Here is a 25,522-nt window from a genome sequence, read left to right on the forward strand (position 1 = left end):
GCGCGATCATAAGCACTTCCAAGGAGGTGTCTTATGCCCGCAAACCGCCGAATTCCCCCTCGCCCGGCCGCCGAAGCCCGTCGTGACCTGGCCAGCGAATCCCAGTCCATGCGCTACCTGACGCGCTGTCACAGCGCCGAGGAGGCCGCCCCCATCGAGCGCGCCGTGGCCGAGTTCGTCTCGCGCCTGATCCTGTTCCGCAAGCCCATGGAGCGCGGCAGCGATTTCATCCGACTGGGCGCGTCGGCGGCCGGTGGCCTGATGGTCTGGAGCGAATTTTTGCTGGACCGCATGATCGGCGAACTGCGCCACAAAGCCGGTCGGCGGTCCCGCTCCGATGCCGTGGAAGAAGAACAGTTGGATTGGGCACTTCCCGGCCGGCCGCTCTCGATGGTCAGGCTCAACGGCGAGTGGGTGGGCGAGAACGACATGGTGCTCTCCGAACTCGTTGACCCTGATGAACTCGCCACTCTGTCCAACGACTGGTTCACCCCGCTGATCCAGGACTACCAGCTGCGCAGCCGCCTGGCGCACGACACCTTGCGGTGGGTCCGGCAGGCCGAGCCGGCCCAGCCGCTGCCCCACCAGACCAACGCCGCCTATCTGGCCGAGGGTCTGGGGCTGGACGCTGCGGGCGGGCGCCTGCTGGAACTGATCGGGCTGTGCGTCGCGGCACCCGCGCTGTTGCGGGCATTGGCCCCCATCGAAGTGGGCGACTTCAAACACGTCGCACGCATCCTGGGCGACCTGATCGACTGCGATGAGGCCACCATTGAGTCGCTGTACCACCCCGACAGCATGTTGCGCCGCTGCGGCGTGCTCGACCGCAATCAGGACCCCGGCGTCCGGCACCACCTCAGCACGTTCGACGACCTGCTCACCTGCCACAACCTGCGCGTCCGCGCTGCAATGACTCAAACCTTCGACTCGGCCCAGGCCTTCTTTGCGTCATTCCTGTCGCCCGCCTTGCCGACCCAGCTGGATGTGCCCGACGTGCAACACCTGGCGCGCTTCACCGAGCTGGCCCTGCCCACCCTGCGCAATGCGGGCGCGCAAGCCGCGCCCGGGCTGAATATCCTGCTTTACGGCCCGCCCGGCACCGGCAAGACCGAATACGCCAAGCTGCTGGCCCGCGAAGCCGGCCTGCAACTGTTTGAAGTGGAGTGCGAAGACGGCGATGGCGCTGGCCTCAACACCTCGGACCGCCTGGGCAGCCTGATGCTGGCCCTGCAATCGCTCAAGGGCCGGCGCGACGCCATGGTTTTGCTCGATGAAGCGGAAGACGTGTTCCCCGACTCCGGCAGTTTTGCCCTGCACCAGCTGTTTGGCCTGCCCCGTGCCTCCAGCAAAAGGGAGCAGGGCAAGGCCTGGATGCACCGGCTGCTGGAGCGCATGGCGGTGCCGGTGGTCTGGACCACCAATTCCATCGGCGCCATCGACCCGGCCACGCTGCGGCGTTTCTCGCTGGTGCTCAAGATGGGCGAGCCGCCGCGCAGCGTCAAGCGCCGGCTGGCGGAGCAGTACCTGGGTGGGCTGAATCTGCCCGCCACCCAGCTGGATGCGATTGCGGCCCTGCCGCAACTCACCCCGGGCCATCTGGAAACCACCGCGCGCACCGTGGCGCTGGCCGCGCCCGCCAGCTCCGAGCAGGCCAGCGCCTTCGTGGACCAGCAACTGACCAACGCCCGGCGCGCCCTGGGCCTGCCCGCCCAGCTCAAGCGGCGCGATGCGGCGATCCCCTACGACACCCGCTTCGTCAACCTGCGCGGCAGCCACTGCGCCGAAACCCTGCTGCCCGCCCTGGCCCGGCATCCGCGCGCGGCGCTGTGCTTTTATGGCGTGCCCGGCACCGGCAAGACCGAGTTCGGCCACCACATCGCGAAGAGCCTGGGCCGGGAATTGATCGTCAAGTCCGGCAGCGACCTGCTGAGCCCCTGGGTGGGCCAGACCGAGCAGCTCATCGCCCAGATGTTCGAGGAAGCCGCCGACCGCGCAGACGAGGTCGTCCTGCTGCTGGACGAAGCCGACACACTGCTGGGGGACCGCAGCCATGCCGGGGCCAGCTGGGAGCTGTCCCAGACCAACGAGTTTCTGGCGCAGATGGAATGTTTCCCCGGCCTCTTCATCTGCACCACGAACATGGTGGACCGGATGGATGCCGCTGTGCTGCGGCGCTTCCAGTTTCGCCTCGAATTCGAAGCCCTGCGCGCGGATCAGATGCCGGTGCTGTTTGAGCTGACCTTCGGCCGTGCCGCCAACCCAGGTGAGGCGCTGGCGTTGCAGCGGCTGGCTGGCTCGGCCGTTCCGGCCGACTTCGCCAACATCGCGCGCGTGCTGCGCTTCACGCCCGAATTGCTGGACGGTGACCTGGCGGCACTAATTCAGGACGAGGTTCGCAGCCGGCGGGGGATGATCGGCAATGCGAGGCCGATGGGGTTCACGCACTGAGTGGTGAAGTCATGCAGCCAGATGCGCCTTGCCATTTAGGCAATGCTTAAAGCAGGGGCGCATCGATTTTTTCATTCATCAGAAGTCCTGATGCGTATATTCGAGAGTACTATTTTGATTGAGGAATGATTTATGAGAAGAGCGCCAGTCGTGATGCTTGAAGGAAGCTGGTGGAGTAACCATGAGGTTCCACTTGTTCTTCCGTATTTCAATGCACTTTCCAACAGTCATCGAGAAATCGACCTTAGCCATAGGACGATCTGCAGCGCGGAGGACATTTCGTATTACGTGTCGCGTATTTCAAAGAACGCAGGTGCGATGCTTTACTTCGCGTGTCACGGCAATGAGTTAAACCTAGAGCCGGCGGACGGACGCTCGCCAATACCGCCTGCGGTACTGCTGGATGCCCTCGGCAAAGCAAAGGAGGGAGCTATCTCCTTTGTCCACTTTGGATGTTGTGAGATGGTTGGTTCGAAAAATCGACGCGAAACACATCAGAAAGTGCTGGATGCAACTGGAGCCAAGTGGGCGTCGGGGTATACAAAAAAGTGCGATTGGCTTCAGTCTACCTTTCTAGACTTGGCCCTCGTATCGGAGCTTTTCGTGCCCGACCACAAGTCATCAGATGGTCGTGTCACACCGCTCAAAAGACAAGCTGACGGCTTTATTAGGACGTATGAGCAGCTGGCGCGAGAACTTGGGTTTAGCGCCTTGGCGAAAGTTTCTGCAGGAAATTTGCTTTTCCCTTCGGCCTTGCATTCTTGATAGCAATGTCATTCGCCAGACCGACAGTCCGCAATCGTCCAACCGGGCATGTTGATAGTCCTGCGGCTAGGCTGCCTATGTGGCGCCCTGAGTGCCGGTCGGCCCTGCCCGGCAGGGTTGGAAGACTACGCAACGGGGGTGGGATAGGACCGGCCCCGCTGATTTAGGGTCGTGGCATGAATCAGGAACTCGACAACATACTCTACCACCGCTACCCAAAAATATTCCCCGACCGCCACGGCGACCCGGCAGAAACCGGCATGTGCTGGGGCTTCCAATGCGGCGACGGCTGGTTTGACATCATTGATGGCCTGTGCGCTGAGATCACCCGTCAAATCAAAGCCGGCGCGATGCCGCCGGTGGTCGCGACGCGGGTCAAGGAGAAATCCGGCTACCTCCGTTTCTACATTCGCGACCATTTCAACCGCGACGCCAATCCGCAAGCCCATCGCCTCATTGAACTCGCCCAGCAGCAGGCGGAGCGTACGTGCCAGCAGTGCGGCAGGCCGGTGGAGCTGACCGATGCTCAAAGGTGGGCCGCGATGTGCCCTGCCTGTGCGGGTGAAGGTCAACTGCCGCGCATCACGGCGATTGAAAACAGACCCGAATCAACTTCATGAAGTTGGACTCATCATGCCCAGCGGCAACGCGAAAACGCCATCTTTGGCCCATCTCGAAGGGGAAAAATGAAAGTCCTGTTCCTGGACATTGACGGCGTTCTCAACAGCCGACGGACGGCCGTGGCGTTTGGCAGTTACCCCCACAAACTGGCGCACCTGGAAAGGTTCGACCATGCCGCACTCGGGTTGGTGCGCAGGTTGTGCGAGGCTGGCGTGAGCGTGGTTCTCTCCTCGTCCTGGCGCGAGGAATATCAGCATTCGGAAATCGGGCGCGCGCTTGATTTGCCGATCATTGGCGGTACGCCTGTTTTGTCGGGTTCGCGCGGCAGCGAAATTGCGGCGTGGCTGGTCGAACATGAAGATGTGCGGACGTGGGCCATTGTTGACGACGACCCGGACATGCTGGAAGAACAGCGCGGGTGCTTCGTGCAGACCGACCCCGACAACGGCCTGTTGTGGGGCGACTATGTGGCGCTCTGCGCGATTCTCGACGTCGAGACGGTCCCGAAGGCCGGTCGCGATCGCCATTGGCGAGCCGGCACGCCCGTCAAGGTAACAGCGGCTCAGGGATCGTCGCTGCAATCCGGGTCTTGAGATGCCACGAATCTGGACGGCGCTCCCTAACGCGGCAGCGGGCCGCCGCAGACAATGCGCCATCGACCGTGGCTCCTGACCCGCGGCGCTGCATTGCCATGACGAAGAAGAAACCGGTTTCCGAGAGCTCCCTGCGCCACCTGAACCCTTCCGACCTGCGCGGCGTGGCCCAGCTCGCCACCCAGGCCACGCAGGGCGTGACCCGCATCGTCGAAGGCGTGCACCAGTCCGTCTACGACACCATGGGCGTGCCGGGCGGCCCCGCAACGGGGCAGACGCGCGGGGTGACCGGGCTGGTCTACAAGAGCATCCACGGCGTCACGCAACTGGTGGGCAAGGCGCTCGACGTGGCGCTCACCGGGCTGATGCCGCTGCTCGAATCCGCCGGCGCCGCACAAGCCGGCAGCGCGCAGCGCGAGACCGTGCTGGCGATCCTGAACGGCGTCATGGGCGACCACCTGGTCGCCAGTGGCAACCCGCTGGCCACGCCGATGAGCCTGCGCCATCAGGGCCAGGCGCTGCAATGGGACGTGGAGCCGCGACCGGCCCGCCTGGAAGGCGCGGCGCCCAAGGTGCTGCTGATGATCCACGGCCTGTGCATGAACGACCTGCAGTGGCACACCGAAAAAGACGGCATAGTCGTCGACCACGGCCAGACGGTCGCCGCCGCGCTGGGCTACACCCCCATCTACCTGCGCTATAACACCGGCCTGCACACCTCGCAGAACGGCCACCAGCTCGCGGCCGAGCTGGAGCAGCTGGTGTTGCATTGGCCGGTGCCGCTCGAAGAGATCACCGTGCTGGTGCACAGCATGGGCGGCCTGCTGATCCGCAGCGCGCTGTACTACGCGCAGCAGGAAGGGCTGACCTGGCCCGGCATGTTGAAGAACATCGTCTTCCTGGGCACGCCGCACCACGGCTCGCCGCTGGAGCGGGCGGGCAACTGGGTCGACACGATCCTGGGCAGCACGCCGTTCACCGCGCCGTTTGCGCGCCTGGGCAAGCTGCGCAGCGCCGGCATCACCGACCTGCGCTACGGCCATGTGCTCGACGCCGACTGGCAGGGCCATGACCGCTTCCATCGCAAGCCCGACAGCCGGGTGCCGCTGCCGCTGCCCGACGGCGTGGCGTGTTACGCGGTGGCGGCCACGCTGGCCAGCGAGCGCAGCGCCCTGGCCGACCGGCTGACCGGCGACGGCCTGGTGCCGCTGCACAGCGGGCTGGGCGAGCACGACGACCCGGCGCGCTCGCTGATCTTTGCGAAGGACTCGCAGTGGATCAGCTTCAACACCGGCCACATGGAACTGCTGAGCCGCCCGGAGGTCACGCAGCAGGTTTTGAAATGGCTGACGCCGCCGGCTGAACCCCAAGCCTGAAAGCGTCCGCCCCCTGAAGCGCGGGGCAGGGCGCTAACTGCGCGATACTGCGCCATCGAGACCCTGCAGGAGATTGCCCCCATGAACTTTCGTGCTTTGAAAACCATAGCGTCTTGCGTCCTTTTGACGCTGGGTTCTGCCACTTTGATGGCCCAGACCGCGTCTGTGAACGCGATCTGCAGTACCGACGGCCCCTGGTGCGAGCTGGCGGCGAAGGAGTTCACCCGCCAGACCGGCATCAAGGTGTTCCAGTCGCACAAGGCCACCGGCGAGGCGCAGGCCCAGTTGCGCGCCGAGGCGGCCAACCCCAAGACCGACATCTGGTGGGGCGGCACCGGCGACCCGTATTACCAGGCGGCCGAGGTCGGGCTGCTGGATCAGTACCGGCCTGCCTACCTCAATGACCTGCATGGCTGGGCGGTGCGGCAGTACGCGATGAGCCAGAACTACGTGGGCGGCTTCTACACCAGCGCCATCGGCTTTGGTTACAACGAGGAGGTGCTCAAGCGCAAGAATCTGCCGCCGCCCAAGTGCTGGAAAGACCTGCTGAATCCGATCTACAAGGGCGAGATCGAGACCTCCCACCCGGCGTCCAGCGGCACGGCCTACACCATCCTGGCCGGCCTGGTGCAGTTGATGGGCGAGGACGCCGCTTTTGATTACCTGAAGAAGCTGCACAAGAACATCACGCAGTACACGCGCAGCGGCCAGGCGCAGGCACGCAGCGTGGGCAAGGGCGAGGTCGGCATCGGCATCAGCTTCATCTTCGGCTTCGAGAACGAGCGCATCACCAACAAGTTTCCCGTGCAGTCGGCGGCGCCCTGCGAGGGCACGGGCTACGAGATCGGCGGCATCGCGCTGGTCAAGGGCGCACGCAACAAGGAAGGCGCCAAGCGCTACTACGACTGGCTCATGAGCCCCGAGGGCCAGCAGATCGGCGCGCGCGCCAACAGCCTGCAGGTGCCGGCCAACAAGACCTTCAAGCCCGATCCGCGCATTCCGTCGATCGACAACGTGCGCCTGATCAAGTACGACTTCGAGAAGTACGGCAAGGCGGCCGAGCGGCGCCGGCTGGTGGACCGCTGGACCCGGGAGGTGGAGTCCCAGCCGCGATAATTGCCGCTTGAAACCCGTGGCAACGCCCCTACATGAAGGGGCGTTCGTATTTTCACTCCCCCCATCCTGAAGACCATGACCAAGCAAACCCTTTCCTTCCAGGCCGAAGTCGCTCAGCTGCTGCACCTGGTGACCCATTCGCTGTACTCGAACAAGGAAATCTTCCTGCGCGAGTTGATCTCCAACGCGTCGGACGCCTGCGACAAGCTGCGTTTCGAGGCTATCAACGACGGTGGCCTGTACGAGAACGACGCCGAACTCAAGGTGAAGCTCGCCTTCGACAAGGACGCGAAGACGCTGACCATTACCGACAACGGCATCGGCATGAGCGCGCAGGAGGCCATCGAGCACCTCGGCACCATCGCCAAGAGCGGCACCAAGGATTTCGTCAGCAAGCTCAGCGGCGACCAGAAGGCCGACTCCCAGCTCATCGGCCAGTTCGGCGTGGGCTTTTACTCGGGCTTCATCGTGGCCGACAAGATCACCGTCGAATCCCGCCGAGCCGGTATGAAGGAGACCGAAGGCGTGCGCTGGGTCAGCGGCGGCGCCGGCGACTTCGAGGTCGAAACCATCACCCGCGCCGAACGCGGCACCAGCGTGATCCTGCACCTGCGCGAAGACGCCATGGATTACGCCAGCAGCTGGAAGTTGAAAGACATCGTCAACAAGTACTCCGACCACATCAGCCTGCCCATCGTGATGGAAAAGGAAGAGTGGAAAGACGGCGAGCTGATCACACCCGGTGACGAGAACGGCGGCCGTGAGCCCGGCGGCATGGTCAAGACCGGCGAGTGGGAAACCATCAACCAGGCCTCGGCCCTGTGGACGCGGCCCAAGAAAGACATCAGCGAAGAGCAGTACACCGAGTTCTACAAGGCCATCAGCCACGACTTCGAGGCCCCGCTGACCTGGACGCACAACCGCGTCGAGGGCAGCACTGAGTACACCCAGTTGCTGTACATCCCGGGCAAGGCGCCGATGGACCTGTGGAACCGCGACAAGAAGGCCGGCATCAAGCTGTACGTCAAGCGCGTCTTCATCATGGACGATGCCGAGGCCCTGCTGCCCACTTACCTGCGCTTCGTCAAGGGCGTGGTCGACTCGGCCGACCTGCCGCTGAACGTCAGCCGCGAGCTGCTGCAGGAAAGCCGCGACGTCAAGGCCATTCGCGACGGCTGCACCAAGCGGGTGTTGTCCATGCTCGAAGACCTGGCCAAGCACGACAAGCTGCCCGAGCCGGCCGCCTCCGCTGAAGGCGAGCAAGCGGTCACCGACGTGGTGAGCGACGAGGACAAGGCCAAGGCCGGCAAGTACACGGCCTTCTACAGCGAGTTCGGCGCGGTGCTGAAAGAAGGCCTGGGCGAGGACTTCGCCAACAAGGACCGCCTGGCCAAGCTGCTGCGCTTTGCCTCCACCAGCACCGACACGGTGAGCGTGTCGCTGGCCGACTACAAGGCGCGCATGAAAGAGGGCCAGGAGGCGATCTACTTTATTACCGCCGACACCCTGGCCGGCGCCAAGAACAGCCCGCAACTCGAAGTGTTCAAGAAGAAGGGCATCGAAGTCCTGCTCATGACGGACCGCGTCGACGAATGGGCGCTGAACTTCCTGCACGATTTCGACGGCACGCCGATGCAGTCGGTGGCCAAGGGTGCGGTCGATCTGGGCAAGCTGCAGGACGAGACCGAGAAGAAGGCCGCCGAAGAGGCCGCTGAAACCCTCAAGCCCCTGCTGGCCAAGCTCAAGGAAGCACTCAAGGACAAGGCCGAGGACGTGCGCCTGACCACCCGCCTGGTGGACAGCCCCGCCTGCCTGGTGGTGCAGGACGCCGGCATGAGCATGCAGCTCGCGCGCATGCTCAAGCAGGCGGGCCAAGCGGCGCCCGAGGTCAAGCCGGTGCTGGAAGTCAACGCCGAGCACGCGCTGGTCAAGAAGCTGGACGGCAGCGTGCACTTCAACGACCTGGCGCACATCCTGTTCGACCAGGCGCTGATCGCCGAAGGCGGCCTGCCGGACGACCCTGCCGCGTACGTCAAGCGCGTGAACGCGCTGCTCGCCTGAGCATCCGGATTGCCGTCCGGACCAGCCGGTGGTCCAGTGACCGGCTGAGCGGGTGGTAGGCAAGGTAAAACGCTGGCTTTGGATGGAAATTCAAGGAAAACAGCTATTCCCCAGCGTCAGATGGTCGTTGTCAGCTATCGATTGAGGAGTTTGTCAGCTCAGCGCCACTGGGTCAGCGAAACGCCAATGCCCACACCGGTGTTGCGGAAGTTGTAGTTCTGCAGCGAGTCGTTCCAGCCGTAGAAAGCCTGGACGTAGCCATGCAACTGACCATACAGTGGGAACGCCCAGTCGGCCTGCACCGATGTGCGGCTGGGCGTGTTCGAGCTGTTCTTGAGGTTGTTGCGCACCGTGGCCGAGAAGACATTGGCGCCGTAGGGCAGCACGGCCTGAACTTCAAGCCGGCCCGCGTAGTCGCCCACGTCGGCATTGTTGTCGGACGTCCCGGTCTCCGGAAGGCGCCACCACGGCTTGATGAGCACGCTCAGGTCGCCCGCGGCCAGCCCGAAGGTCGCGTAAACCCGGTTCCATGAACGCGAGAGCGGATCGTTCTGCCCGTTGGACTGGTGCGAGATGCCCAGGTTGAGCATGCGCCACTGCAGCCCCTCGGGGCCGACCCTGAGGGGCAGCGTCAGCCAGGCCTCGGGCTGAAAATCGGTCTCGCGGAAGGGCCGCGAATTCTTTCCGTCGTAGACCTGCCAGTAGGTCTGCTGGGTATAGGCCGCCCACAGGTCGAGCGGGCTGTCGAAGATGTCCTGCCAGAGCTTGGTCTTGGCGCTGATCTGGAACTTGGCGTCGCCGTGCATGTAGGCATCCTGACCGGATGCACAGTTCTGCGGATTGGGCGAGCAGGGGTTCGGGTTGGTGTTCTTGCGCCAGTTCCCGACCATCACGTACGTGGGCTGATAGGCCTTGATCTTGAAGACGCCGTCCTTGGTGCCCGGATCGAGTTCCCAGCGTTCGGCGAAGGTCTGCGGCGTGTACGTGCCTGCGGTCCACCAGTTGCGCGTCGTCGGCGCCGGCACCGGGGGCGGGCTGGCCGCCGCTGTCACCATGGCCGCGTCAGGGGTGGAGGCGGGCGCTGCAACCCCGGGCCTTGCCCGGCCGGCGGCCTGGTCGTAGCAGGCCAGCCGGGACGCGTCGTCGTCGAGGGCGCGACAAACTGCGGGCTCGTCCGCAGCTTTTGCCTGGGTTGCGAGGACGGACAAAAGAGCGAGAACCACTAGGGCGGTGCCGGAATGCTTCATGATCACAGACGGAAAAGGTGAGGAAGATACGGACACGCCAACGGCGGTACGTTCAGTCAACGACCTTCATTCTTCGCCGGCGGGTGTCATCCGTCTGTTGGGTGGCGCACACAGTGCGATTCGATCCGTCTCAACGGGGGGGTCGAGGCCGATGGAGCGGCCGATCTGGCGTAGTCCAGCGTCGGATGGACGCAAACAGCTATTGAAATAGTAGTAAAGAAAATGTCCCCGACTGCCGTTGCAGCCGGGGCCATTCTTTTAGCGACAGCCTATTCGGCGCCAGCGACCGCCTGCTCGGCGCTCACCGGGCCGGGGCCGCGGCGCTCGAACCACGAGCCGAAATAAAACACGGCCACCAGCGCCGCCGCCAGAACGGCCAGCACGATGGGCTCGGCCACGCCATAGGCGTCGGTGAAGGTGTCGCCATCGACGATCGAGCCCATGGCCATCATGGTACGGATGGTGGGCCCGTAAAGACCCACGAACGCGAAGGTGCCGACCAGCAGGCCGACGATGAAGACCAGCGCGTCCAGCCGGCCCGAGGCCAGGCCCGCCACCGAGGTGCCGGGGCAATAGCCGCCAATGGCAAAGCCGGCGCCGACCAGCACGCCTCCGACGGCCGAGGCCATCACCAGCGCCTGCGGCACCGCCACGGAATCGGGCGGTATCACGCCGACCAGGCGCAGGATCCACAGGCCGAAAGCCGCCACGACGATGGCGGTGAACATCACCTTGAAGACGGACCAGTCGGTCAGCCGGAACTGCGAAGTCAGCTTCAGCGGGCTGCCGAAGCCGGCGTTCTCCAGGATGAAGCCGAACAGTACGCCGCAGATCAGGCCGGACAGGGCGCCGGAGGTATGCAGGGGGAAATGAAGGTCCAACATCTCAGACTCCTCGAACGATGCGGTTGACGATCAGGCCGGTCGCGAAAAACAGGGCCAGGAACACAAACGCGGCAATGCCCAGGGCCGCCGCTCCCGACAGGCCCAGCCCGCTGGTGCAGCCGCCGGCCACCCTTGCGCCGAAGCCGGCCAGCAAGCCGCCGGCCAGTGCGCGAACGATGCGGCCGGAGGAGCCCACACTGCGCGCGCCATCGAGTTGCACGCGGAATCGACCGGCCATGAAGGACGCCACCAGCGCGCCGATGAACAGACCCAGCACTTCCCAGGTCATCCAGGAGCCGATCGGGTTGCCGTCGGCCACTTTGGAAGCCAGGTAAAGATTGGCTTGGGTGGCTGCAGGTGCCACCGCCAGGCCGGTTCCCGCCACCACGTCGGTGGCGGCGCCGCTGGCGCCCAGGCCGTGGCCCGTGATCAGGAAGGTGAACAGCAGCGCCAGCCCGAGCGCAATGCCCGCGGCCATGGGTGGCCAGAACGGTTTGACGGTGCGGCGGCCGTCGGTGGAGAGGGTGTTCATGGTTTTCTGCCTTTCGGAAATTTGGCCGTCGTCACGCATTGACCGGCCATGAACGCAATTTAGTTGATACCCCGTAGGGTATTTATGATCTAGGTCAATATAAGTGAAGCCAAAGATTTGCAGAATGGCGTCGAGGGTAAACCCCAGCAGTTGGGACATACGACGAAAGGTTGCAAATGACCTCCAGACTGAATCGATGGGCGCGCGTGGCATGGATGGCGAGTTGTCTCGGCCTGGCAGCCATGGGCGTGACGCAGGCCGAAGAAGCCAAGCCGGTGAATCTCAAGACCACGGCCGATCACACCAAATTCAAGGAACTTCAGCGCGAGTTCAAGTCGGGCCCCGAGCTCACCAAGGCCTGCCTGTCCTGCCACACCGAGGCGGCCGGGCAGATCCACCGCACCAAGCACTGGAAGTGGGAATACAAGAACCCGGCCACCAACCAGCTGCTGGGCAAGAAGAACGTCGTCAACAACTTCTGCATCTCGATCGCCTCCAACGAAGCCGCCTGCAACAGCTGCCACGTCGGCTACGGGTGGAAAGACGCGTCGTTTGACTTCAAGTCCGAAGAGAACGTGGACTGCGTGGTGTGCCACGACACCACGGGCAACTACCGCAAACCGTCCGGGCTGGCCGGCAACGTGGTCACCCAGGACATGGAGTTTCCGCCCGGCTCGGGCAAGATTCTGAAGGCGATCGACTTGTCCAAGATTGCCCAGAAGGTCGGCAAGTCCAGCCGCGACACCTGCGGCGCCTGCCACTTCAACGGCGGCGGCGGCGACGGCGTCAAGCATGGCGACATGGACAGCTCGCTGGCCGCGCCGGAAAAGGCCGTCGATGTGCACATGGACGCCTCCGGCCTGGACTTCACCTGCGCCACCTGCCACAAGACCTCCAGCCATGACGTGGCCGGCAGCCGCTACACCCCGACAGCCAAGGACGCCAAGGGTGCACACATGCGCGGCGCCAGCAACGACGGCAACCCCGCCACCTGCGTCTCCTGCCACGGCAACGGCCCGCACAAGAAGGAGGCTGTGCTGAACCGCCACACCGCGAAGCTGGCCTGTCAGACTTGCCACATCCCCGAATTTGCACGCGGCGGCATTGCCACCAAGATGAGCTGGGACTGGTCCACCGCCGGTCAACGCGATGCCAACGGCAAGCACATCGAAAAGAAAGACGCCAAGGGCCGCCTCATCTACGAATCGCGCAAAGGCGACTTCGTTCTGGCCGAAAACGTCAAGCCCACCTATGTGTGGTTCAACGGCCAGGTCAACTACACGCTGTTGACCGACAAGATCGATGCCACCCAACCCGTCACCCGCATCAACACGCTGGGCGGCAGCCCCAATGACGGGAAATCCATGATCTGGCCGATCAAGCGCTTTGGGGGCAAGCAGCCCTATGACACGGTCAACAAGACCCTGATCACGCCGCACACCGCAGGCAACGACGACACCGGCTACTGGAAGAACCTGGAGTGGAACAAGGCGATCGAGGCCGGCATGAAGGTCTCCGGCACGCCCTACTCCGGAAAGTTCGACTTCATCAAGACCCAGATGGACTGGCCCATCACCCACATGGTGGCGCCCAAGGACAAGGCCTTGGCCTGCTCGGAATGCCACACCCCAGGCGGCCGGCTGGAAGGGCTTGACGGCATCTACATGCCCGGCGCCAGCGCCAACCCCCTCGTCAACAAGCTGGGCTGGGGCCTGGTACTGCTGACGCTGCTGGGCGTCACCGGACACGGCCTCATGCGCGTGGTATCCCGCGGCAAGAAATAAGGAGCAACAAAATGACTGAACGTGTCTATCTGTTCAAGGGCTTCGAACGCTTCTGGCACTGGTCCCAGGCGTCCCTGATCATCTTCCTGCTGGTGAGCGGCTTCGAGATCCACGGCACCTACCGTCTTTTCGGCTTCGAAAAGGCCGTGAACTACCACACCATCGCGGCCTGGTCGCTGGTGGGCCTGTGGATCTTCGCGATCTTCTGGCATGTGACCACGGGCGAGTGGCGCCAGTACATCCCCACGACCCAGAAGGTGCTCGCGATCGCCAACTATTACTCGTCGGGCATCTTCAAGGGCGAGCCGCATCCGTTCAAGCCGACGTCCCTGCAGAAGCACAACCCGCTGCAACGCCTGACCTATCTGGCGGTTCTGACCCTGCTCAGCCCCTTGATCTGGATCAGCGGCTGGCTGTACCTGTTCTACGGCGACTGGGCCGCCTGGGGCCTCGGCGGGCTGAAGCTGGAATGGGTCGCCACGGCGCACACCCTGGGCGCCTTCCTGATGCTGGCCTTTCTGATCTCCCATATCTACCTGGCGACCACCGGGCACAAATGGAACTCGCAACTCAAGGCCATGGTCACCGGCTGGGAAGAGCTCAGCTGATCCAAGCCCCAGCACCCTTCATTCAATTACTTAGGAGCCATCATGAAATCCTCGAAATTCCTCCCCGTCGCCGCCCTGATCGCCTTGATGGGCGCCTCCTTCGCCGCGCAGGCCTATGACGCTGACTGGAAGCGCGGTCGTATTTACTACCGCAGCGTCTGCACCTCGTGCCATACGGCGGCACCGATCGGCGCCATCAACCCCAGCACCAAGACCAAGGCGGACTGGTCCTCCTACTTGCTGCTGGACAAGCACGCCAAGGGCAAGGACACGGTCAACAAGTACTACACCAAGGAATATCGGGCCAGTATCAAGGCCACCAACAAGACCGCCGAGAAATTTGCTGACGTGCCCGACAAGGAACTGGCGGAGGACGTCAAGGCCTTCCTGCTCAAGGGCGCCAAGGACGGCGATTCACCCGCCACCTGCAGCTGATCCCCAGCCGGCACGCAACGCGAGAACCGCGGCGGCGTGCCACAGCGCCCCTTCTGGGGCGTCAAGAACCATTTGACCAAGGACTCATCATGAAAACCAGACATCTCCCTCTCGTGGCCGCTCTGTTGTCGGCCTTCGCCCTTGCCCAGGTACAAGCCCAGACCGCAACGCCCGCCGCAACGCCCGCATCGGCTGCCGCCGTGGCGTATTCGCCGGCCAATCCCGGACCCGGTTGGTACAAGCATCTGGTCAACCTCGACTTCGTGAAGAAGCAGGCCGCCATTCCCAAGATCGACGGCGTGATGCTGATCGACTCCCGCCCCACCGCACGCAAGTACGACATCGGTCACATTCCGACGGCTGTGAACATCCCGGACACCAGTTTCGACAAGCTCGCGCCGACGATGCTGCCGAAGGACAAAGCCATGCTGCTGGTGTTCTATTGCGAAGGCTATGACTGCATCCTGAGTCACAGCTCCGCGGCCAAGGCTGAAGCGTTGGGCTACACCAATGTGCGCGTCTTTGCGGAAGGTTTTCCGGGATGGGTGGCCGGGGGCAACCTGCCCGCGGTCAGCGTGGCCTACATCAAGAAGCTGATCGACGAGAAGGCGCCCATGACGTTGATCGACGCGCGTCCGAAGGCGCGCAAGTACGATCTGGGCTACATCCCGACGGCCATCAACATTCCGGACTCCCAGTTCGATTCCCTGGCCCCCAAAATGCTGCCGGCTGACAAGGCGGCCCCCTTGTATTTCTACTGCGACGGTCTGGCTTGCGTGCTGAGCAACGACTCGGCGCTGAAGGCGGTCAAGCTGGGCTACACCAATGTCAAGGTCGTGCCCGAGGGCTACCCGGCCTGGGTCAAGGCCTATGGGCCCGGCCCGACCGCAGCGGTCGCCGGAGCGGCGCCAGCAGCCGCCAAGGCGCCCGCCATCGAGGCCGGCAAAGAGGCCGGATCGATCGCTGTGGCCTCCTTCGAGCGCATCTTCAAGGAGGCCCCGGACAGCGTCTTCCTGATCGACGTGCGTGACCCGAAGGAGTTCGACAACGGCACCTTCAAGGGCGCCATCAACATGCCGCTGAGCACCCTGGAAAAAAACCTGGACAAGCTGCCCACCGGCAAGCCCATCATCTTCTTCTGCGGCGCGGGTGCCCGCAGCGGCGAGGCGCATGACCTGGTGAAGCTCCACAAACCCGAGATGAAGACCGTTTTCCTGGACGCGGACATCAAGTGGACCAAGGATGGCGCCTACACGATCAAGGGCAAGTAAGCAGGAACAACATCATGAAACGCAATTCAATCATTCTTTCCGCGCTGCTTGCCTGTTCGCTGTCCGGAATCGCCCAGAGTCAGACCGAAACCTTCTTCAGCGTCACCAGTGCCGACAACCAGGCCCAGGGCATGGCGATGGTACTGGCCACACAGATGGCCGAACAGAAGGCTGCCGTGCGCATCCTGCTGTGCGGCCCGGCCGGCCAGCTGGCGTTGAAGGCGTATGAGCCGCCCGCGCTCAAGCCGCGCAATGTCACGCCCAAGCAGATGATGGCCGGCCTGATCAAGGGTGGCGCCACCGTGGAGGTCTGCGCGCTGTTCCTGCCGAACGCCGACAAGGCTCCGGCCGATCTGATCGAAGGTGTCTCGGTCGCCAAGCCTCCAGAGGTCGCTGCCTACATGGTCAAACCCGGCGTGCGCGCATTCGGTTTCTGAGGTTGTGACCGCCCCGGCACTGTGCCGGGGTGAAGTGGGTATGGCGTAGTGCCGGTACCCGTGGAGTCCGCGTACCATCGCGCCATGGACATTCGGACTCTTCAGGATTGCCTCGCCGACCTTGACCGTGACCTGTTGCAGCGCGACGCTGCGGTGCGGGTGCTGTTGCTGGGAGCGCTGGCCGGCGAGCATGTGCTGCTGATCGGCCCGCCGGGAACTGCCAAGAGTGAGCTGGCGCGGCGGCTGCGCCGGGTGTTTGCCGGCGCGCGCTATTTCGAGCGCCTGCTGACGCGCTTTTCCGTGCCGGAGGAGCTGTTCGGGCCGCTGTCGCTGCGGGCGCTGGAGGATGACCGATACGAACGTCTCATCGACGGCTTCCTGCCCACGGCGCAGGTGGCTTTCCTGGACGAGGTGTTCAAGGCCAATTCGGCCATCCTCAACGCCCTGCTGACGCTGCTCAACGAGCGCGAGTTCGACAACGGCAGCGGCCGTGTGGCGGTGCCGTTGATCAGCGTGGTGGGCGCTACCAACGAGGTGCCCGAGGACGAGGCGCTGCAGGCCTTCTACGACCGTTTTGCGCTGCGCGTGCCGGTGGAGCCGGTTGACGATGCGCACTTTGCTGCCTTGCTGCAACTGCCGGCCGAGCTGCCGCAGCCATGCGCACGCCTGGAGGCCCAGGCGCTGGAGGGCCTGCGCACGCGCGCCGCCGCGCTGCCGCTGCCTCAGTCAGTGCTCGAGCAGCTGGTGGAGGCGCGCGCGCTGTGTGCGGCGCAGCAGATCACCGTTTCGGACCGTCGCTGGCGCAAGCTGGCCGCCCTGTTGCAGGTGCAGGCGGTCAGCCGGCTGGCCGCAGACGATTCCGATGCAACCGTCAGCCCGTGGGACCTGTGGGTGCTGCCCTACGTGCTGGCGGCGCGCCCGGCGCAAGTGCCCATGTTGCGCGACTGGTTCCTGGCCGGGGTCGGCCAGGCGGTGCCGGTGGATGTGCTTTGGCTTGTCCGCGCCACCGAGGCGTTCGAGAAACAGTTGGAGATAGAAATGTCCGCACCCGCCAGCTCAGATGACGATGGTGCGGGCAAGCTGGCACTGGCGCGTGCAATCGCGGGGCCGGGCGTGCACGACGTCGGGCAGGGGCTGGTGCGCATGGTGGCCGACCAGGCGCGCAAGCGCTACAGCGGCTTGCATCTGGCCGCGCGCGGGGCGCAGGTGCAGGAGGTGCTTGATCGGGCGGTTGCTGCTCTTCAGGCCGTGCAGGCCACGGCTGAAGCCATGCGGACGCAGGCTCATGCACATGCGTGGCTGCCGCCCACCTGGCGCGATGCCATCGACGCTGTGCATCGTGACAACGTGCGCACGCTGGCGCAATTGCGGGCGCGGCTGCAAGGCGTGGCCGAGGGATTCGCCGAGCTGCCGGTGGATCCCGCGCTGGCTGCCGTGGAGCCGGCCGCGGTCCAGATCCTGGCCTGAACCTCGCGTGACGATGTCCGCCGTGCCGCCCATGCCTTTCGGCGCAACCGTTGCGGGCGCGGCGGCCTTCAACGCCCCGTTTCACGCGCTGGCGACACTGCCGCGGGAATTGTGGCTGCCCGCCATCGTCTGCAGCAGCGGCGCCACCGCACAGCGGCTCGACGCCCTGGCGCATTGGCGTGACGCGCTGCTGGGCGGGGCCTTGCCGGACGCGGTGCATGCGCTGGGTGAGCAGGCGGCCAGTGCAGCGCTGCGCCAGGTCATTGGCGAGCTGGCGCTGACCGCGCTCACCCAGGGCAGCGAGCCGCTTGCGGTGCAGGTTCTGCGCACAGCACTGTGGCATCTCGACAGGCTGGTGGACCGCCCAGCAGGGCAGTCCCGCGCCGAGGCGATCGCCGCCATGGCGCAGGCCTTTCGCGAGGAGTGGACGGTGGAGCGCCAGGGCTGGGAAGAGGTGCTGGCGCTGCTGCAGACGCTGGGTGACCTGGCGCGCCTGCGCTGGGACGAGCTGAAGGGGCGCCTGAACAGCCGCGAATGGCGCGAGGCGCAACGCATCGGCGAGGTGCTGGCTGCGCTGCCCCAGTTGGCGGCATTCATCGAGCGGGTCGGCCGCGCGCAGCGCCGTGACGACCTGCCGCCGCGCCAGAACGACACGCCGCGAGCGGCGCCGCCACGCCCGTTGGCCGTGAAGGCCATCGAGATCCGGCTGGTGGACCAGCCCGGCGCGGTGCGTGGCATCAAGCGCTCGGGACTGATCAGCCGCATGCTGGCCAGCGAGGCGGCGCTGATCCGCCACCCGGTGTTGCACCGCCTGTGGCGCGCGCGCCTGGCCGAGTCACAGCTGCTGAGCTACGAGGATGAGGCGGTGCTCACGCAGTGGGTGGTCTGCCCCGATGAACGCCGTGCGCTGGCGGCAGCCCCGGAGCCGGCGCCGCGGGGCCAGGGGCCGATGATCGTGTGCCTGGACACGTCGGGCTCGATGCGCGGCGCGCCGGAGAACGTGGCCAAGGCTTGCGTGCTGCAGGTGCTGCGCACGGCGCACCAGGCCCGGCGCGGCTGCCGCCTGCTGGCCTTTGGTGGCCCGGATGAAGTCGTCGAGCGCGACCTGGCGCCCGACCTGCAAGGCCTCGATGCGTTGCTGGCCGTGATGGGCCAGAGTTTCGATGGCGGCACGGATGTGCAGACGCCGCTGGAGCGCGCGATTGCACTGGTGCACACGCAGGCGTGGGCGCTGGCCGACATCCTGATCGTGAGTGACGGGGAATTCGGGGTGACCCCGGCCACGCTGGCGGCACTGCGGGCGTGCAAAGCCGACCTGGGGCTGCGCGTGCACGGCATCCTGATCGGCGACCGCGAGACCATCGGCCTGCTGGAGGTCTGCGACGCGATCCACTGGGTGCGCGACTGGCGCCGCTACGCCAGCGATGCGCACGCCGCGTATGCCGACGGCTTTTCACCGGTGAGCAACCGCAGCATTACGGCGCAGTTTTTCCCGAACGCGATCCGGCGCTGACGCCGGCGGCCGCGCCGCGGGCCCCGATCAAGGCGCGTCGGAGAGGGTTGCCAGCGCATCGGCCAGCAGCGCCAGCCTCAGAGCGCCCTTGCGTTGGCGCCCGCGCACGGTGCGCCGGCGCAGCGGGGCGCTGAGCCAGGCCAGTCGGTTGACCCAGGGGCGGGCGCGCAGCAGCGTGTCGCGCACGCGAGAGTCGGGGTTCTCTTCCAGACACAGAGCCAGCAGCCGGGGCAGCAGCCGGCGGGATTCGGCTTCGTCCACGGCCCCGGCCAGCGAGACCGAGTTCAGAAACAGGATCACATCCAGCGCCTGCACCACCGGCAGTGGCACGAGCTCGCCGAAGTCTTCCTCGAAGTCGATGCGCCAGGTGGCGCCGCCGTGGCGCGTCAGGTTCTTGATCTGCGACGCGCCGTGCCACTGGGCCGCGCGGTGGAAGGCACCGAGCTCGCGCGCCTCGTTCTCCATCTCGGTGCGGCAGGTGTCCGCCGTCCAGTCCTCCAGCAGGTTGGCGACGGTGTTGCCGCAATGCTCCAGTAGCAGGTAGTCCGGGCCTTCGTGCACCAGGTGCGGCACGCGCTGGCCGGCCTGCTCCAGCGCGCGCAGCCGGCGTGCCTCGAAGCCGACGCCGGTGGCCGCATCGGCCAGCCGCAGCGTCTGCATCGGCAGCGACTGCCCGGTGATCCCTTTCACCAGCCAGCGCACGGCCACGGCCTGCAGGCGCGAGCGCGGCTGCGGCGCCACGCGCTTGGCCACGTAGCGCCGCCCCGAGTGCGAAAGGATCACGACGCGGTCGGTGCTGGCGGCCAGTGCAGCGGCTGCAGCGTCGATGAGGGGGGTGTTCGGGGGTTCGATCACGGGGTCTGTTTCGGTGTGGGCCGGGGCAGAGGCAGCGGATTCTGGGGGCTGATGCCACGCCCGGCGGGCCGCGTTGATTATCCATGCCCGGTCGTCGCGTTCCCGCGCTGTCAGGGAGCCATCGGCGCGATCGTTTACCATCCGCAGCATCGTTTCGGGCGTCCAGCAGAGGTGCGGCGCCGGGCACGCGATCCCCACCCTCGCTTCATTTCATGCCTCTTCCGGACAGCCGCTGGCAGTCACTCCCCGACCGGACCCATTCCATCGCCTGGCTGATCGCCGGTTTCACCGTGCTGCGCCTGCTGCTGGCGGCCACCGCGCCGCTGCTGCCGCAGGAGGCGTATTACTGGAGCTGGAGCCGGCATCTGGACTGGTCGTATTTCGACCATCCGCCGCTGGCCACCTACAGCATGGTGCTGACCACCGCGCTGTTCGGCCAGTCGATCTTCGGCATCAAGTCCGCCGCCGTGCTGTGGGCGCTGGGCTGGAACCTGCTCTGGGTGCGCCTGATCCTGGACATGTACGGCGATCGCCGGCTGGCCTTCTGGAGTATCGCGGCGCTGAACCTGACCTTCGTCTACGAGGCCTTCGGGCTCGGGCCGACGCCCGACAGCCCGCTGATCTTCGCCTGGACCGGCGCGATCTGGGCGGTCTGGCGCCTCAGCCAGACCGGTAACGCCCGCTGGTGGTTCGCCGCTGGCGGCTTCATCGGGCTGTCCATGCTGGGCAAGTATTCCGGCGTGCTGCTGGGGCCGGTGGTGCTGCTGTACCTGCTGACCTCGCCGCGCCAGCGCCACTGGTTCGGCAAGCCGCAACCCTACCTGGCGGTTGGGGTGGCGATCGCGGTGTTCGCGCCGGTGCTGATCTGGAACGCCCAGCACGACTGGGTCTCCCTGGCCTTCCAGAGCAGCCGCCGCGTCGGCGAGATGGGCGGTTTCAAGCCGCGCTATTTCCTGATGCTGGTGGCCACGCAGTTCCTGCTTCTCACGCCTTACTTGTTTGTCGTGGCGATCGGCGCGCTGATTCGCGGCGCGCGCGGTGGACTGGGCGCATCGGTGGACGACCGCACGCGGCTGCTGCTGCTCAGTGGTGCGGTGCCGATTCTGGTGTTCACCCTGGTCAGCTTCCGTTCGATTGCCAAGATCAACTGGCTGGCGCCGGCCTACTGGTCGCTGGTGATCCTGGGCGTGCAATATGTGCTGACGCGTGACGGCGGTTTGCGGCGCCTGGTGCGCGGGCTGGCGTCGTCCGCCATCCTGCTGCTGGCGGCCGGCCTGGTGTTCTGGATTCCCAACCTGCCGGTTCCGGGCGACATGAACAGCTGGAGCGGCTGGCAGAAGGCCGCGACGCGGGTCGCAAAGGCTGAAGCCAGCTTGCGCGCCGAGGGCCGCGAGACCTTCGTGTTCGGCCCGAACTACAAGATCAGCTCACTGATGCGCTACTACCTGCCCGGTCAGCCGCGCACCTACGCGCACGACATCTACGGCGACAAGGCGCTGCAGTTCGATTACTTCCCGCTGGATCGCGACCTGCGCGGCGCCACCGGCATCCTGGTGGTGTCGGACCAGGACGCGGGCGACCTGGACCTGGAGCGCCTGAAACCCTGGTTCGATTCGGTGGAGCGCATCGAGACGGTGGAGGCGCGCGCCTTTGGCAAGGTCACCCGGCGGGTGGACATCTACCGCTGCACCAATTACAAAGGCCATCCGCGACACAATGGGGCGCGGGCGGCCACGGGCGGGACCGACCCGCAGACAAGGTAAAAAACAATGCCACAACTTTCCGTCATCGTGCCGACCTTCAATGAGCTTGGCAACGTCGTCGAGCTGCGCAACCGCGTGGCTGAGGCGCTCACCGGCATCGACTGGGAGATGATCTTTGTGGACGACAACTCGCCCGACGGCACCGCTCAGGCGGTGCGCGAGATGGCGCAGGCGGACCGGCGTGTGCGCTGCATCCAGCGCATCGGTCGCCGCGGGCTCTCCACCGCCTGTATCGAGGGCATGCTGGCCTCATCCGCGCCCATCGTTGCCGTGATCGACGCCGACCTGCAGCACGATGAACGCCTGCTGCCCAAAATGTTCGAGCTGATCCAGGGCGGCGATCTGGACGTGGTGGTCGGCAGCCGCTACGTGGAGAGCGGCGGCATCGGCAACTGGGATTCATCCCGCGCGGCCTTCAGCCGCTGGGCCACGCAGCTCAGCCGCGTGGTGCTCAAGGCCGACCTGAAAGACCCGATGAGCGGTTTCTTCATGATCCGCCACGAGGCCGCCCTGGCCTGCATCAAGGCCGGCATGTCCGGCGTCGGCTTCAAGATCCTGCTGGATCTGTTCGCCACGTCGCCCACGCCGCTGCGCCACCGCGAGCTGCCCTACGAGTTCCGCAACCGCGTCGCCGGCGAAAGCAAGCTGGATACCAACGTGGCCTGGGAATACTTCATCATGCTGCTGGACAAGTTCACCGGCGGCGTGGTGCCCATCCGCTTCATCGCGTTCTCATTGGTCGGCGGCCTGGGCCTGGTGGTGCACCTGATCGTGCTGGCCGGAATGTTCAAGGGCATGGGCACGTCCTTTTTGTGGGCCCAGAGTGGCGCCACGCTGGTGGCCATGACCAGCAATTACGTGATGAACAACGTACTGACCTACCGCGACATGCGTCTGCGCGGCTGGAGCTTCGTGCGGGGCTGGCTGTCGTTCGTGGTGGCCTGCAGCGTCGGGGCGCTGGCCAACGTCGGCATCGCCGACTACCTGTTCCACAAGGACAGCTTCTGGATCACCTCGGCGATTGCCGGCGTGCTGGTGGGGGCGGTGTGGAACTACGCCGTGACCGCGGTCTACACCTGGAAAACGCCCAAGGCCGGCTGAGGATCCCCGCCAGCGCTCGGCGCGCTACTGCCAACCCGGCTGCTTGCGCAGCACGAACGCTCGCTCGATGCGCGTGGCGGTATCGGTCCAGGTGCCACGGATTTCCTTTCCGCAGGCCTGATCCGCAAAGCTGCCGCTCCAGGTGGCGCTGATGGCGCGGCCGTCGGTGGACTCCTCCAGGGTGAAGGCGCCGTTGTCCACATCGCCGGCCACCAGGGCCTGCGCCGGGCTCTGGCCCGCCGGGCGCCGAATCGTGCCGCGCAAGCCATCGGGGTGGTCCTCGCTGCGGCCCAGCGTCAGCGTCGCCGCTTCGCGCACGCCCTCCCAGCGCGCCTGCCAGGCGCCGTACAGGTGCAACGCGGTGACTTCCGAGGCTTGTGGGCACGCCACCGGGACCGTTTCAGAAGAATTTTGGGCATTTCCCAGCGCGGGATGGACACAAATAGCTACCAAAACAATAGCGTTTGACAGCCCGGCCAGCCGTTTCATGCGCGAGCTCCAGCGGCGGCAGCGTCGGCCGTGGCCAGCGCCTTCTTCGCGAATTCGGCGCGCAGCGCGCGCAGCTTCTCGCGCGGGTCCTCGCGCACGGTGGCCGCATCCAGCGCCATCTCGGCGATGAAGCGGCTGGGCTGCGCGGGCACGACTTCGCGGCCCTTCTTGCGCCGACGCGTCCAGCTCACCGCCAGCGTGCGCTGCGCGCGGGTGATGCCCACGTACATCAGGCGCCGCTCTTCCTGCAGGCGCTGCAGGATGCCCTCGCTCATCGGGCCGCCGGCCTGCCCGGATGCCGCCTCGTCATCACCGAGCTTGAAAGGCAGCAGGCCCTCGTTCACCCCCACCAGCATCACATGCGGCCATTCCAGCCCTTTGGACGCATGCAGCGTGGACAGGGTCAGCATGTTGGGGTCCTGCTCGCGCTCGTCCAGGGTGGACAGCAGCGAGATGGTCTGGGCCACTTCCAGCAGACTTTTCTTTTCGCTGGCGATGCTGACCCCGGCCGCGTCGTCGATCTCCCCGCCGCAACGCGCACCCATCCAGTCGCAAAACTCGATCACGTTGGTCCAGCGCGCGGCGGCCACCTTCTCGTTCTCCTCGCCTTCGTACAGGTGCTTCTCGTAGCCGATGTCTTTCAGCCAGTCGGTCAGAAAGGCGCGCGCGGCTTCGGCGCCATGGGTGTGCCGGGCGCGGTATTCCTGGTCGTTCACGAAACGGCCGAACTCGTGCAGACTGCCCACGGCGCGCGCCGGCAAGGCCGCCGGCAGGCTGTGCGAGAACAGCGCGGCGAACAGGCTCAGGCGGTATTTACCGGCGAACTCGCCCAGGCTTTGCAGCGTCTGGTGGCCGATGCCACGCTTCGGGCTGGTGATGGCGCGCAGGAAGGCCGGGTCGTCGTTGTTGTTGACCCACAGCCGGAACCAGGCGCACAGGTCCTTGATCTCGGCGCGGTCGAAGAAGCTCTGGCCGCCTGACACCTTGTACGGCACGTTGGCGCGGCGCAGCGCCTTTTCGAAGGGCTTGGCCATGTGGTTGGCGCGGTACAGCACGGCAAAGTCGCGCCATTCCTTGTGTTGCGAGGTCTCGCGCAGGCTCTGGATGCGCGCCACCATGCGCTCGGCCTCGTGCTCTTCGTTGTCCGCGTCCACCACGCGCACCGGCTCGCCTTCGCCGAGCTCGCTGAACAGCGTCTTGGGGTAGAGCTTGGGGTTGGGGCCGATCACGTTGTTGGCCGCGCGCAGGATGGCGCTGGTCGAGCGGTAGTTCTGCTCCAGCTTGACGACTTTGAGTTGGGGAAAATCCTGCGGCAGACGCTTCAGGTTGTCCAGCGTCGCGCCGCGCCAGCCGTAGATGGACTGGTCGTCATCGCCCACGGCGGTAAAGCGCCCGCGCTCACCCACCAGGTGCTTGAGCACCTCGTACTGCGAGGCGTTGGTGTCCTGGTACTCGTCCACCAGCACATGGCCCAGCGCCGCCTGCCATTTGGCGCGCACCTCCGGAAACTCCGCCAGCAGCTTTAGCGGCAGGCCGATCAGGTCGTCGAAATCGACGCTCTGGTAGGCGCTCAGGCGCTCTTCGTATCGGGCCATGATGCGCGCGGTGATGCGCTCGCTGTCGTCCTTCGCCTGCGCCTCGGCTTGGGCGGCGTTCAGCCCGGTGTTTTTCCATAGGCTGATGGCCCACTGCCACTGGCGCGCGGTGGCGGCATCGGTGGTGCCGCCGCAGTCCTTCAGGATGCTGGTCACGTCGTCGCTGTCCAGGATGCTGAACTGGGGTTTGAGGCCCAGCACCGCGCCGTCCTGGCGCATCATGCGCACGCCCAGGGCGTGAAAAGTGCAGACCACCACCTCTTTCGCGCCGCGGCCGATCAGCCCCTTGGCGCGCTCGCGCATCTCGGCGGCGGCCTTGTTGGTGAAGGTGATCGCGGCGATGCGCTTGGGCTCCATCCCGGCCTGGATCAGCCGCGCGATCTTGTGCGTGATCACCCGCGTCTTGCCCGAACCCGCGCCCGCCAGCACCAGGCAGGGGCCGTGCATGAAGTTCACCGCTTCCTGCTGGGCGAGATTGAGACCGGAGGACATGGGGGGAGGGGCTGCGAAAGGCGGGTAGGGGCGGACCGAGCGGCGAATCATACCGGGGGCCATGGCGGC

At 65.5% G+C, this 25,522-nt stretch carries 22 protein-coding genes; 16 read left to right on the plus strand and 6 right to left on the minus strand.

Annotated elements, in window-relative coordinates:
* Positions 1–33 precede the first annotated feature (33 nt).
* The 7 genes from ACMUOY_RS03645 (at position 34) to htpG (ending at position 8,980) form a co-directional block, all read left to right on the plus strand.
* The gene (locus tag ACMUOY_RS03645) at positions 34–2,448 is read left to right on the plus strand and encodes an AAA family ATPase (protein WP_413891199.1); all 2,415 of its coding nucleotides are present in this window, start codon (positions 34–36) and stop codon (positions 2,446–2,448) included.
* A gap of 132 nt (positions 2,449–2,580) precedes the next feature.
* Positions 2,581–3,213: a hypothetical protein gene (locus ACMUOY_RS03650; RefSeq protein WP_413891201.1), complete on the plus strand. Its 633-nt coding sequence runs from the start codon at positions 2,581–2,583 to the stop codon at positions 3,211–3,213.
* Positions 3,214–3,389: 176 nt separating this feature from the next.
* The gene (locus ACMUOY_RS03655; RefSeq protein WP_413891203.1) at positions 3,390–3,833 is read left to right on the plus strand and encodes a hypothetical protein; all 444 of its coding nucleotides are present in this window, start codon (positions 3,390–3,392) and stop codon (positions 3,831–3,833) included.
* Between the two features lie 66 nt (positions 3,834–3,899).
* Entirely contained in the window at positions 3,900–4,427 is a 528-nt protein-coding gene (locus tag ACMUOY_RS03660; RefSeq protein WP_413891205.1) for an HAD domain-containing protein, read from the plus strand.
* A gap of 98 nt (positions 4,428–4,525) precedes the next feature.
* On the plus strand, positions 4,526–5,803 hold the full coding sequence (locus tag ACMUOY_RS03665; RefSeq protein WP_413891207.1) for an esterase/lipase family protein: 1,278 nt from the start codon (positions 4,526–4,528) through the stop codon (positions 5,801–5,803).
* Positions 5,804–5,884: 81 nt separating this feature from the next.
* Positions 5,885–6,919, plus strand: coding sequence for an ABC transporter substrate-binding protein (locus tag ACMUOY_RS03670; RefSeq protein ID WP_413891209.1), 1,035 nt, complete (start codon positions 5,885–5,887; stop codon positions 6,917–6,919).
* 75 nt (positions 6,920–6,994) lie between these two features.
* Positions 6,995–8,980, plus strand: coding sequence for a molecular chaperone HtpG (gene htpG / locus ACMUOY_RS03675; protein WP_413891211.1), 1,986 nt, complete (start codon positions 6,995–6,997; stop codon positions 8,978–8,980).
* A 158-nt stretch (positions 8,981–9,138) separates the two neighbouring features.
* Here the strand turns inward: htpG and ACMUOY_RS03680 are convergent, their stop codons facing one another.
* The 3 genes from ACMUOY_RS03680 to ACMUOY_RS03690 form a co-directional block, all read right to left on the minus strand.
* Positions 9,139–10,227 (minus strand): phospholipase A, encoded by a 1,089-nt coding sequence (locus ACMUOY_RS03680; RefSeq protein ID WP_413891213.1) that lies wholly within the window; start codon positions 10,225–10,227, stop codon positions 9,139–9,141.
* 269 nt (positions 10,228–10,496) lie between these two features.
* Entirely contained in the window at positions 10,497–11,111 is a 615-nt protein-coding gene (locus ACMUOY_RS03685) for a DUF6691 family protein (protein WP_413891215.1), read from the minus strand.
* Position 11,112: 1 nt separating this feature from the next.
* Positions 11,113–11,643 carry a YeeE/YedE thiosulfate transporter family protein gene (locus ACMUOY_RS03690; RefSeq protein WP_413891216.1) on the minus strand — a complete coding sequence of 177 codons (531 nt, stop codon included), beginning with the start codon at positions 11,641–11,643 and terminating at the stop codon, positions 11,113–11,115.
* A gap of 176 nt (positions 11,644–11,819) precedes the next feature.
* Here ACMUOY_RS03690 and ACMUOY_RS03695 point away from each other — a divergent pair, with 176 nt between their 5' ends.
* From ACMUOY_RS03695 to ACMUOY_RS03725, 7 genes are all read left to right on the plus strand, one after another.
* Positions 11,820–13,427 carry a tetrathionate reductase family octaheme c-type cytochrome gene (locus tag ACMUOY_RS03695; protein ID WP_413891217.1) on the plus strand — a complete coding sequence of 536 codons (1,608 nt, stop codon included), beginning with the start codon at positions 11,820–11,822 and terminating at the stop codon, positions 13,425–13,427.
* A gap of 11 nt (positions 13,428–13,438) precedes the next feature.
* Positions 13,439–14,035: a cytochrome b/b6 domain-containing protein gene (locus ACMUOY_RS03700; RefSeq protein WP_413891218.1), complete on the plus strand. Its 597-nt coding sequence runs from the start codon at positions 13,439–13,441 to the stop codon at positions 14,033–14,035.
* A gap of 42 nt (positions 14,036–14,077) precedes the next feature.
* On the plus strand, positions 14,078–14,470 hold the full coding sequence (locus ACMUOY_RS03705; RefSeq protein WP_413891219.1) for a hypothetical protein: 393 nt from the start codon (positions 14,078–14,080) through the stop codon (positions 14,468–14,470).
* 89 nt (positions 14,471–14,559) lie between these two features.
* On the plus strand, positions 14,560–15,741 hold the full coding sequence (locus ACMUOY_RS03710; protein WP_413891220.1) for a rhodanese-like domain-containing protein: 1,182 nt from the start codon (positions 14,560–14,562) through the stop codon (positions 15,739–15,741).
* A 14-nt stretch (positions 15,742–15,755) separates the two neighbouring features.
* On the plus strand, positions 15,756–16,178 hold the full coding sequence (locus ACMUOY_RS03715) for a hypothetical protein (protein ID WP_413891221.1): 423 nt from the start codon (positions 15,756–15,758) through the stop codon (positions 16,176–16,178).
* Between the two features lie 84 nt (positions 16,179–16,262).
* Positions 16,263–17,645, plus strand: coding sequence for an AAA family ATPase (locus tag ACMUOY_RS03720; RefSeq protein ID WP_413891223.1), 1,383 nt, complete (start codon positions 16,263–16,265; stop codon positions 17,643–17,645).
* 13 nt (positions 17,646–17,658) lie between these two features.
* Positions 17,659–19,158, plus strand: coding sequence for a VWA domain-containing protein (locus ACMUOY_RS03725; RefSeq protein ID WP_413891225.1), 1,500 nt, complete (start codon positions 17,659–17,661; stop codon positions 19,156–19,158).
* Between the two features lie 27 nt (positions 19,159–19,185).
* Here ACMUOY_RS03725 and ACMUOY_RS03730 read toward each other — a convergent pair whose 3' ends face one another.
* On the minus strand, positions 19,186–20,013 hold the full coding sequence (locus ACMUOY_RS03730; protein ID WP_413891227.1) for a hypothetical protein: 828 nt from the start codon (positions 20,011–20,013) through the stop codon (positions 19,186–19,188).
* A 212-nt stretch (positions 20,014–20,225) separates the two neighbouring features.
* Between ACMUOY_RS03730 and ACMUOY_RS03735 the strand changes: the two genes are divergently transcribed.
* Positions 20,226–21,776 (plus strand): glycosyltransferase family 39 protein, encoded by a 1,551-nt coding sequence (locus ACMUOY_RS03735; protein ID WP_413891229.1) that lies wholly within the window; start codon positions 20,226–20,228, stop codon positions 21,774–21,776.
* A gap of 6 nt (positions 21,777–21,782) precedes the next feature.
* Positions 21,783–22,877: a glycosyltransferase gene (locus ACMUOY_RS03740; RefSeq protein WP_413891231.1), complete on the plus strand. Its 1,095-nt coding sequence runs from the start codon at positions 21,783–21,785 to the stop codon at positions 22,875–22,877.
* Between the two features lie 24 nt (positions 22,878–22,901).
* Here the strand turns inward: ACMUOY_RS03740 and ACMUOY_RS03745 are convergent, their stop codons facing one another.
* Both ACMUOY_RS03745 and ACMUOY_RS03750 read right to left on the minus strand, forming a co-directional pair.
* Entirely contained in the window at positions 22,902–23,267 is a 366-nt protein-coding gene (locus tag ACMUOY_RS03745; RefSeq protein WP_413891233.1) for a hypothetical protein, read from the minus strand.
* Between the two features lie 95 nt (positions 23,268–23,362).
* Positions 23,363–25,453 carry an ATP-dependent helicase gene (locus ACMUOY_RS03750; protein WP_413891235.1) on the minus strand — a complete coding sequence of 697 codons (2,091 nt, stop codon included), beginning with the start codon at positions 25,451–25,453 and terminating at the stop codon, positions 23,363–23,365.
* Positions 25,454–25,522: the final 69 nt, after the last annotated feature.

It is taken from the genome of Candidatus Skiveiella danica (genome assembly GCF_022705245.1).
Lineage (GTDB): Bacteria > Pseudomonadota > Gammaproteobacteria > Burkholderiales > Burkholderiaceae_C > Skiveiella > Skiveiella danica.

Excerpts from the sequence above, each read along its gene's own strand:
- ACMUOY_RS03665 (WP_413891207.1), top strand. The coding sequence starts at position 4,526 with ATGACGAAGAAGAAACCGGTTTCCGAGAGCTCCCTGCGCCACCTGAAC.
- ACMUOY_RS03740 (WP_413891231.1), top strand. The coding sequence starts at position 21,783 with ATGCCACAACTTTCCGTCATCGTGCCGACCTTCAATGAGCTTGGCAAC.
- ACMUOY_RS03735 (WP_413891229.1), top strand. The coding sequence starts at position 20,226 with ATGCCTCTTCCGGACAGCCGCTGGCAGTCACTCCCCGACCGGACCCAT.
- ACMUOY_RS03720 (WP_413891223.1), top strand. The coding sequence starts at position 16,263 with ATGGACATTCGGACTCTTCAGGATTGCCTCGCCGACCTTGACCGTGAC.
- ACMUOY_RS03670 (WP_413891209.1), top strand. The coding sequence starts at position 5,885 with ATGAACTTTCGTGCTTTGAAAACCATAGCGTCTTGCGTCCTTTTGACG.
- ACMUOY_RS03710 (WP_413891220.1), top strand. The coding sequence starts at position 14,560 with ATGAAAACCAGACATCTCCCTCTCGTGGCCGCTCTGTTGTCGGCCTTC.
- ACMUOY_RS03750 (WP_413891235.1), bottom strand. The coding sequence starts at position 25,453 with ATGTCCTCCGGTCTCAATCTCGCCCAGCAGGAAGCGGTGAACTTCATG.
- ACMUOY_RS03700 (WP_413891218.1), top strand. The coding sequence starts at position 13,439 with ATGACTGAACGTGTCTATCTGTTCAAGGGCTTCGAACGCTTCTGGCAC.
- htpG (WP_413891211.1), top strand. The coding sequence starts at position 6,995 with ATGACCAAGCAAACCCTTTCCTTCCAGGCCGAAGTCGCTCAGCTGCTG.
- ACMUOY_RS03685 (WP_413891215.1), bottom strand. The coding sequence starts at position 11,111 with ATGTTGGACCTTCATTTCCCCCTGCATACCTCCGGCGCCCTGTCCGGC.
- ACMUOY_RS03650 (WP_413891201.1), top strand. The coding sequence starts at position 2,581 with ATGAGAAGAGCGCCAGTCGTGATGCTTGAAGGAAGCTGGTGGAGTAAC.
- ACMUOY_RS03680 (WP_413891213.1), bottom strand. The coding sequence starts at position 10,227 with ATGAAGCATTCCGGCACCGCCCTAGTGGTTCTCGCTCTTTTGTCCGTC.
- ACMUOY_RS03660 (WP_413891205.1), top strand. The coding sequence starts at position 3,900 with ATGAAAGTCCTGTTCCTGGACATTGACGGCGTTCTCAACAGCCGACGG.
- ACMUOY_RS03655 (WP_413891203.1), top strand. The coding sequence starts at position 3,390 with ATGAATCAGGAACTCGACAACATACTCTACCACCGCTACCCAAAAATA.
- ACMUOY_RS03695 (WP_413891217.1), top strand. The coding sequence starts at position 11,820 with ATGACCTCCAGACTGAATCGATGGGCGCGCGTGGCATGGATGGCGAGT.
- ACMUOY_RS03715 (WP_413891221.1), top strand. The coding sequence starts at position 15,756 with ATGAAACGCAATTCAATCATTCTTTCCGCGCTGCTTGCCTGTTCGCTG.
- ACMUOY_RS03690 (WP_413891216.1), bottom strand. The coding sequence starts at position 11,643 with ATGAACACCCTCTCCACCGACGGCCGCCGCACCGTCAAACCGTTCTGG.
- ACMUOY_RS03725 (WP_413891225.1), top strand. The coding sequence starts at position 17,659 with ATGTCCGCCGTGCCGCCCATGCCTTTCGGCGCAACCGTTGCGGGCGCG.
- ACMUOY_RS03645 (WP_413891199.1), top strand. The coding sequence starts at position 34 with ATGCCCGCAAACCGCCGAATTCCCCCTCGCCCGGCCGCCGAAGCCCGT.
- ACMUOY_RS03705 (WP_413891219.1), top strand. The coding sequence starts at position 14,078 with ATGAAATCCTCGAAATTCCTCCCCGTCGCCGCCCTGATCGCCTTGATG.